General features: G+C 69.1%; 6 protein-coding genes. 5 read left to right on the top strand and 1 reads right to left on the bottom strand.

Annotated elements, in window-relative coordinates; translation table 11 throughout:
* Positions 1–432: 432 nt before the first annotated feature.
* On the bottom strand, positions 433–1,128 hold the full coding sequence (locus QSK30_RS36420) for a FadR/GntR family transcriptional regulator (RefSeq protein WP_285509975.1): 696 nt from the start codon (positions 1,126–1,128) through the stop codon (positions 433–435).
* 514 nt (positions 1,129–1,642) lie between these two features.
* On the opposite strand from QSK30_RS36420, the gene edd reads away from it, so the two are divergent.
* The 5 genes from edd to QSK30_RS36445 all read left to right on the top strand — a co-directional run bounded on the left by edd (position 1,643) and on the right by QSK30_RS36445 (position 7,437).
* Positions 1,643–3,511, top strand: coding sequence for a phosphogluconate dehydratase (gene edd / locus QSK30_RS36425; RefSeq protein WP_285509976.1), 1,869 nt, complete (start codon positions 1,643–1,645; stop codon positions 3,509–3,511).
* A gap of 406 nt (positions 3,512–3,917) precedes the next feature.
* On the top strand, positions 3,918–4,529 hold the full coding sequence (gene eda / locus QSK30_RS36430; RefSeq protein WP_285509977.1) for a bifunctional 4-hydroxy-2-oxoglutarate aldolase/2-dehydro-3-deoxy-phosphogluconate aldolase: 612 nt from the start codon (positions 3,918–3,920) through the stop codon (positions 4,527–4,529).
* Positions 4,530–4,785: 256 nt separating this feature from the next.
* The gene (locus QSK30_RS36435; RefSeq protein WP_285509978.1) at positions 4,786–5,652 is read left to right on the top strand and encodes an SIS domain-containing protein; all 867 of its coding nucleotides are present in this window, start codon (positions 4,786–4,788) and stop codon (positions 5,650–5,652) included.
* Position 5,653: 1 nt separating this feature from the next.
* Positions 5,654–6,517 carry a class II fructose-bisphosphate aldolase gene (locus tag QSK30_RS36440; RefSeq protein ID WP_285509979.1) on the top strand — a complete coding sequence of 288 codons (864 nt, stop codon included), beginning with the start codon at positions 5,654–5,656 and terminating at the stop codon, positions 6,515–6,517.
* Positions 6,514–7,437, top strand: coding sequence for a 1-phosphofructokinase family hexose kinase (locus QSK30_RS36445; protein WP_285509980.1), 924 nt, complete (start codon positions 6,514–6,516; stop codon positions 7,435–7,437). Before QSK30_RS36440 ends, QSK30_RS36445 begins: the two co-directional genes overlap by 4 nt.
* Positions 7,438–7,704: the final 267 nt, after the last annotated feature.

Consider the following 7,704-nt stretch of genomic DNA (forward strand, 5'->3'; position numbering starts at 1 on the left):
TGGAGAGAAAAGGGCAGGTAAGGGCATCCCCACCCACGGCAAGTTTAGCGGCACTCTCCCCCCACACGAAGCGAGTCCACTAGATCGAGCATCCGTAACGGGACTTGCGTACCAGCGGGGTCGGCCTATCCGCTGCGGCTGGGTGGGGGGACGGGATCTTGCTGCATTAAATCGGGGTCGGGATTCACTTGCGTGCCAGCGGGGCTGGCCTATGAGTTGCGGTTGGGTGGGGGTGGGGTCCTGTTGCGGTTTGGCTGGAGAGGTGGGTGCGCCTGCCTTTGAGCAGGTGGCAGCCAGGCGGGTTCGGCTAGGTGGCTTTGGTGGGGTGGAGGTGGGAACTATTGGCTCGGAATCCAGGTAGTGGTGTGGAATCCATACCGTTCGGTCTCTACTGTCCTGCGTCATCATCCGGCTGCCGGCAGGTGCCTTGTCTCAGGCGCGGGCGGCGGCGATGCGGGTTCGGATTGGGGTGTAGTGGGCGATGACTGCGTCGGCGAAGGCGGTCAGGTTCGCTGTTCTTGCGGCAGCGATGATGGCTCGGTGCAGTACGACAGTGTCGTTCTCATCTGTTGGGACGCCGAGGTGTGGGGCGACTGCCGTGTAGACATCCCAGAAGGCGTCGGTGAGTTGGCTCACCAGGGCGTTGCCCAGCGGTTGCACCAGCAGTGCGTGGAAGGCGCGGTCGGCTGCCACGATGTCCTCGCCGCGTGCCATCTGGTCGACCAGGGCGTCTAGTTCGTCCACATGGGACTCTTCCAGGGTTCCGACGATCTTGGCCGCGTTGCCGCGTTCGAACAGTTCGCGGACCTCGACCAGGTCCGATAGCACGCCGAACTCGTCGTCTGGGCCTAGTAGGCCTCGGAAGGTCAGGCCCTCTACCAGGGCGGACAGGCTCAGGCCGCCGACGTAGGTGCCGTGGCCGTGTCGGACCTCGACGATGTCGAGGGCGCCGAGGGTCTTGATCGCCTCGCGCACACTGGAGCGGGAGGCGCCCAGGGCGGCGCACAGTTCGTTCTCGGTCGGCAGTGGCGACCCGGGGCGCAGTCGGTTGTCCAGGATGTAGCGCTTGATCCGCTCGCTCACCTCCTGGCGCAGCAGCGACCGGCCGATCCGCTCATTGGGCGTCACGTCGGGAAACCCCTCTCGTCGGTGGCGACACCATCTCACGCACCGCCTGCCCGCGCGGTGCCACCGGGGCAAGCCCGGCCGGAGTTCCCGGTGTCGCGGATCCCTTATCGGACAAGATCACCTCAAGGTTGACACCGGGGGCCGGACCGGACCGGGGTGCCCAACCACTGAACTCAGGAACAGGGGCGAATGTAGGATTGTTGAACAATGGGATTGTTCAATCTGGGGACTGTTCACTTGTTGGAAGCTTGACCGCCGACTTGTCGGTCGACCGGCTGTCGGATCCGCTCAAGTCAGGGCTGAGCTGGGGATCTGTAAGCTCGCCGTCAGCGTGGACGGGCATCATCGGCGGTGGTGGGAGCTGTCGCCGAGGTGGGGGTTCCGGGTGCTGAATCGATTTTGACAGCCCGCGTTCCAGCTCGGTACCGTCGGCCGCGCTACGCCCGGTGGATCGCCAGCGCAGTCGTCTCCCGGCACCTTCCTCGACCCGTTCGACTCGCCAACGAGGCCGGAGATGACGATGAGCGTGCCCCTGAACCCGGTGGTCGCCGAGGTGACCGACCGGATCGCCGCCCGCAGCGCCGCGAGCCGGTCCGGCTACCTGGCCCGGATGGCCGCCGCCGCGCCGCCCAAGCCCACCCGGGCCGGGCTCGGCTGCAGCAACCTGGCCCACGGCTTCGCCGCCTGTTCGGGCCCGGACCGGGCCGCCGTCAAGGGTGCCACCCTGCCCGGCGTCGCGATCGTCTCGGCCTACAACGACCTGCTCAGCGCCCACCAGCCGCTGCAGGAGTTCCCGGCCTGGATCAAGGACGCGGTCCGCGAGGCGGGCGGCGTGGCGCTGTTCGCCGGCGGTGTGCCCGCGATGTGCGACGGGATCACCCAGGGCCGCCCGGGCATGGAGCTCTCGCTGTTCAGCCGCGAGGTCATCGCGATGGCCACCGGGGTGGCGCTCTCGCACGACATGTTCGACGCCACCCTGCTGCTCGGCGTCTGCGACAAGATCGTCCCCGGGCTGCTGATCGGCGCGCTCGCCTTCGGCCACCTGCCCGCGATCCTGGTCCCGGCCGGTCCGATGGCCTCCGGCCTGCCCAACGGCGAGAAGGCCCGGGTCCGCCAGGCCTTCGCCGAGGGCAAGGCGACCCGCGACGACCTGCTCGTCGCCGAGTCGGCGTCCTACCACTCGCCGGGCACCTGCACCTTCTACGGCACCGCGAACTCCAACCAGCTCGTGGTCGAGGTCATGGGGCTGCACCTGCCGGGGGCGAGCTTCATCCCGCCGGGCACCCCGCTGCGCAAGGCGCTCACCGAGGCGGCCGGGCGCCGTGCGGTCGAGATCTCCGCGCAGGGCGAGGAGTACACGCCGATCTCGGCCGTGGTCGACGAGCGCGCCGTGGTCAACGGCGTGATCGCGCTGCTGGCCACCGGCGGGTCCACCAACCACACGCTGCACCTGGTGGCGATCGCCGCCGCGGCGGGCATCCAGCTCACCTGGGACGACTTCTCCGACTTGTCCGCGGTGGTGCCGCTGCTGGCCCGGATCTACCCCAACGGCAGCGCCGACATCAACCACTTCGTCGCCGCGGGCGGCGTCCAGTTCCTCATCGGCGAACTGCTCGACGCGGGCCTGCTGCACGGCGACGTGTCCACTGTGGCCGGTCCCGGCCTGGACCGCTACCGGCAGGAACCGGTGTTGGACAACGGGATCCTGACCTGGCGCGACGGACTGCGCCGCTCCGGCGACCTCGACGTGCTGCGACCGGTGGCCGAGGCGTTCGCCGCCGACGGCGGCCTGCGGATGCTGGCGGGCAACCTGGGCCGCGCGGTGATCAAGGTGTCGGCGGTGGCCGAGGCCGACCGCGTCGTCGAGGCGCCCGCGCGCGTGTTCACCACGCAAGAGGACGTTTCCCTGGCGTTCAAGGCGGGGGAGCTGTACCGCGACGTGGTGATCGTGCTGCGGCAGCAGGGTCCGCGCGCCAACGGGATGCCCGAGCTGCACGGGTTGACGCCCGCGCTCGGCGTGCTGATGGCCCGGGGACACCGGGTCGCGCTCGTGACCGACGGACGGATGTCCGGGGCCTCGGGGAAGATCCCGGCTGCGATCCACTGCACCCCGGAGGCCGCTGCGGGCGGCCCTATCGCGTTGATCCGCGATGGGGACGTGGTCCGGTTGGACGCTACTGCTGGGCGGATCGACGTGCTGGTGCCTGCGGATGTGTTGGCGGCGCGGGACTTGATGGACGCGCCTGCTGACGATCTCGCCTGGACGGGGACTGGGCGGGAGCTGTTCGCGGCTCTGCGGCGGTCGGTTGGGCCTGCTGACCATGGGGCCAGTGTGTTCGGGCCTGCGTTTGCTGGGCTGGACGAGCTTGAGTTCTCTGTGTGATCGGCTTCTTTGCTCTGGTGCCGTCGTGGGGTCGACCCCGGGGGCCGCGCATCGTTGGGGCTGCCGGAGTTAAAGATGGGGGCTCGATCTAGTGAACTCGCTTCGTGTGGGGCCCCTAGAGCACCGCGGTGGGGAAAAAGCGTGGGGTGAAGGGCATCCCCACCACAGGTCAAGTTTAGCGGTGCTCTCCCCCCACACGAAGCGAGTCCACTAGATCGAGCATCCGTAGCGGGGCCGGCGGTACCAGCGTGGTCGGCCTATCCGCTGCGGTTTGGTGGGTGGTGGGGCGGCCTTGCCGCTTCGGTTTGGTGGGCGGCCTCTCCGCTGGGTTTGATGGTTGTGTTGGCGGTGGCTTTCGTGTGGTCGTGTGGTGTGCGGTCTCGGGTGTTGAGGAGTGGAGTGTCGGATGAGCTTGTTGGACATCTCGCCGGTGGTGCCGGTTGTGGTCATCGAGGACGCCGCCCAGGCCGTGCCCCTGGCCCAGGCTTTGGTGCGTGGTGGGGTGCGGATTATCGAGATCACCCTGCGCACGTCCGCCGCGCTTGAGGCAATTCGACAGATCGCTGCTGAGGTGCCGGATGCCGTGGTGGGTGCGGGGACCGTTACTGCCCCCGAGCACGCTGTGGCTGCGCAGCGGGCTGGGGCGAAGTTCCTTGTTACGCCGGGGACCACTGACAAGATCCTGGGTGCTGCCGCCGATACCGGTTTGCCGTTGCTGCCTGGGGCGGCCACTGTGTCCGAGGCACTGCGGTTGGCTGAGCGTGGGTACACCGAGTTGAAGTTCTTCCCGGCCGAGGCGGCTGGTGGAGTTCCGTATCTCAAGTCGATCGCGGGCCCGTTGCCTGAGCTGCGGTTCTGCCCGACTGGTGGCATCACTCCCGAGTCGGCTCCTGCCTACCTCGCGCTGTCCACGGTGGGCTGTGTTGGGGGTAGCTGGCTCACCCCCGCCAAGGCGCTGGCCGCCGGGGACTTCGCCGAGATTGAGCGGCTCGCGAAAGAGGCGGCTGCGCTGCGCTGAGTACGACCTGTGCAGGCCCGGACGCGTTGTGTGTCCGGGCCTGTTCCGTCTGGTGCACGCGGATCGCGCCGCGATGTGTGCTTGGGCGATCCGGTCTACCCCTGCCGGGGGCGCACACTGGGAACTACCCTGGAGAGGTGTGAATATTGGTTGAGACATCCGACCTCCAGGCGGCGCTGCCCTTGCCATGTTCTGCGCAGAGCTGCATCATGAGGGCATCAAAAGTGCAGCAATGAGCAGAGGGGGGAGAGGGGTCATGTCGTTCATCGACGCCGAGATCGCCAGCCAGCCCGCGTGTTGGGGGCGGGTGGTCGCTGGTGGCCACGACATCGGGCGCCCGGGGGAGAGTGTCGCGGTCGTGGGGTGTGGGACGTCGTGGTTCATCGCCATGGCCTATGCCGGGCTGCGGGAAACCGCTGGTCAGGGACGTACTGATGCCTTCGCGGCCTCTGAGTTCCCGCTCGGTCGGGAGTACGACCGGGTGGTCGCCATCTCCCGTTCCGGCACCACGACCGAGGTCGTCGAGCTGCTCAAGGCCGTGTCCGGGCCCACCACGGTGATCACCGGGGTCGCGGGCAGTCCGGTCACCGAGATCGCCGACCAGGTGGTCGTGCTCGATTACGCGGACGAGCGCTCGGTCGTGCAGACGCGGTTCGCCACCACTGCCCTCGCGCTGCTGCGGGCGTCGCTCGGCGAGGACCTCACCCAGGCCATCGCTGACGCCAAGACTGCGCTGGACGCCCCGCTGGGTGCGCTTCCCGAGGCTGACCAGTTCACTTTCCTCGGCCGGGGGTGGACCGTGGGCCTGGCTCAGGAGGCCGCCCTCAAGATGCGTGAGGCCGCTGGTGCCTGGACCGAGGCCTACCCCGCCATGGAGTACCGGCACGGGCCGATCAGCATCGCGCAGCCCGGTCGGGTCACCTGGATGTTCGGTGCTACCCCGGCCGGTCTCGCCGCCGAGGTCACCGCCACCGGTGCCGCGTTCGTCGAGAGCGGTGGGCTCGATCCGCTGGCCCACCTGGTGCTGGCCCAGCGCGTCGCCGCGGCGGCGGCGCGGTTGCGGGGGCTCGACCCGGACCAGCCGCGCAACCTGACCCGCTCGGTCATCCTGGCGGGCGCCTGACATGCCGCTGAGCCCCACCGCGGCCGTGGTCGCCGCGGCCGTGCGGGAGCGTCGCGGGGTTGGCGCGTTCAACGTCATCCAGCTCGAGCACGCCTACGCGCTGGTCGAGGGAGCCGAGCGTGCGGGAACGGCGGTGATCCTGCAGATCAGCGAGAACTGCGTTCGGTACCACGGTTCCCTTGAGCCCATCGCCCTCGCGACACTGGCGGTGGCCCGGGCGGCGACGGTCCCGGTCGCGGTGCACCTGGACCACGTGCAGTCCCCGGACCTGGTCGACGAGGGCATCGCGCTGGGCATCGGATCGGTCATGTTCGACGCCTCCACCCTGCCCTACGCCGACAACGTCGACCTGACTCGCGAGATCACCGACCGCTGCCACGCCGCCGGGGTGTTCGTGGAGGCGGAACTCGGTGAGATCGGCGGCAAGGACGGCGTGCACGCGCCCGGCGTCCGCACCGACCCGGCCGAGGCCGCCGCCTACGTCGCGGCGACCGGCGTGGACGCCTTGGCCGTGGCCGTCGGCAGCTCCCACGCGATGCTCACCCGCGACGCCGTCCTGGACCTGGAGCTGATCGCCAGGCTCGCGGACACGGTGCCGGTTCCCCTGGTGCTGCACGGTTCCTCCGGAGTTCCTGACGACCAGCTCACCGCCGCCGTCCGGGCGGGCATGACGAAGGTCAACATCGCCACCCACCTCAACAAGACGTTCACCGCCTCGGTGCGCGGCACCCTCGACGCTCAACCGTCCCTAGTGGACACCCGCAAGTACCTCGGCCCGGCCCGCACCGCGACCACCACCGAGGTCACCAGACTGCTCGGCGTGCTGAACGCTGTTCCGGCCACCTCGATCGGGGTACGCGCATGATCCTCACCGTCACCGGCAACCCGGCCCTCGACGTCAGCTACCGGGTCGACCGCCTGCGCCCGGGCCACACCCACCGCATCCGCGCGGTGCACGAACGAGCCGGCGGCAAGGGCTTCAACGTCAGCCGCGTCCTGCACGAACAGGGCGTGGCCACCCTGGCACTGGGCCCGATCGGCGGCATCCTCGGCGACTCCATGCGCTCAGACCTCGCCGACTCCGGCGTCCCCCACGACCTCCTGCCGGTGGCCGCCGCCACCAGGATGACCATCGCCGTAGTGGCCACGGAGTGGTCCGACGGCGACGAGGCCACGATGTTCAACGAACCCGGCGGCCCCCTGTCAGCGGCAGACTGGTCCCGCCTGGGCGACCTGGTCCGGACCTACCTGTCGAAGGCAAGCGTGCTGGTGTGCTCAGGCAGCCTCCCACCCGACGCGCCGGAACAGACCTACGCGGACCTGGTGGAACTAGCGCGAACGGCCGGAGTCCCCACCGTGGTCGACGCAGGCGGCCCGGTACTGCGAGCGGCAGCACAAGCAGGAGCAGACGTCCTCAAGCCGAACGCGGAAGAACTCGCCGAGGCCGTGGGCGAGGACGATCCACTGACAGGTGCCCGCGCGCTGAGGAACCTGGGCGCAGGTGCGGTGGTGGTTTCCCTTGGTGCAGAGGGAATGCTCGCTACGACGGCCGATGGCGAATGGAAGGCGGCGCCTTCGCGCCGAGTGGCGGGCAATCCGACGGGAGCAGGTGACGCGGCAGTGGCCGCGCTGGCTGATGGGCTGCGACGGAACCTTCCTTGGGAGGAAAGGCTCCGCACGGCTGTGGCTTGGTCCGCAGGTGCAGTGGCGGCCCCGACGGCTGGAAGCGTGGATGACGATGTGGTGGCGGAACTGTTCGACGGGGTTGTGGTGACAAGGCTGTAGAACGCGGATCAGGGCAGGGCAAGGAAAGGCAGAACAGGGCGGGACACGGCAGGCTAGGTGGGTAAGGCAGGCAGTGCGGGGCGGGGCGGGGCGGGGCAGGCTAGGTGGGCAGGGCTGGATTGGGTGGAGTGGCTTTGTTTGGGGCCCCTAAGAAAAGAGGCGCCGGGGTGAAGCGGGTGGGAAAGGGATCACCCACGCCGGAGCCAGGCTAGCGCCTCTTTTCTCCCCAAACAAAGCCACTCCACCCAATCCAGCACGTCAGTGGGG

The organism is Actinokineospora sp. NBRC 105648 (assembly GCF_030269645.1).
Lineage (GTDB): Bacteria > Actinomycetota > Actinomycetes > Mycobacteriales > Pseudonocardiaceae > Actinokineospora.

What these genes read in the sequence shown, in the direction of transcription:
- edd (WP_285509976.1), top strand. Translation starts at nt 1,643, where the DNA reads ATGACGATGAGCGTGCCCCTGAACCCGGTGGTCGCCGAGGTGACCGAC.
- eda (WP_285509977.1), top strand. Translation starts at nt 3,918, where the DNA reads ATGAGCTTGTTGGACATCTCGCCGGTGGTGCCGGTTGTGGTCATCGAG.
- QSK30_RS36435 (WP_285509978.1), top strand. Translation starts at nt 4,786, where the DNA reads ATGTCGTTCATCGACGCCGAGATCGCCAGCCAGCCCGCGTGTTGGGGG.
- QSK30_RS36440 (WP_285509979.1), top strand. Translation starts at nt 5,654, where the DNA reads ATGCCGCTGAGCCCCACCGCGGCCGTGGTCGCCGCGGCCGTGCGGGAG.
- QSK30_RS36445 (WP_285509980.1), top strand. Translation starts at nt 6,514, where the DNA reads ATGATCCTCACCGTCACCGGCAACCCGGCCCTCGACGTCAGCTACCGG.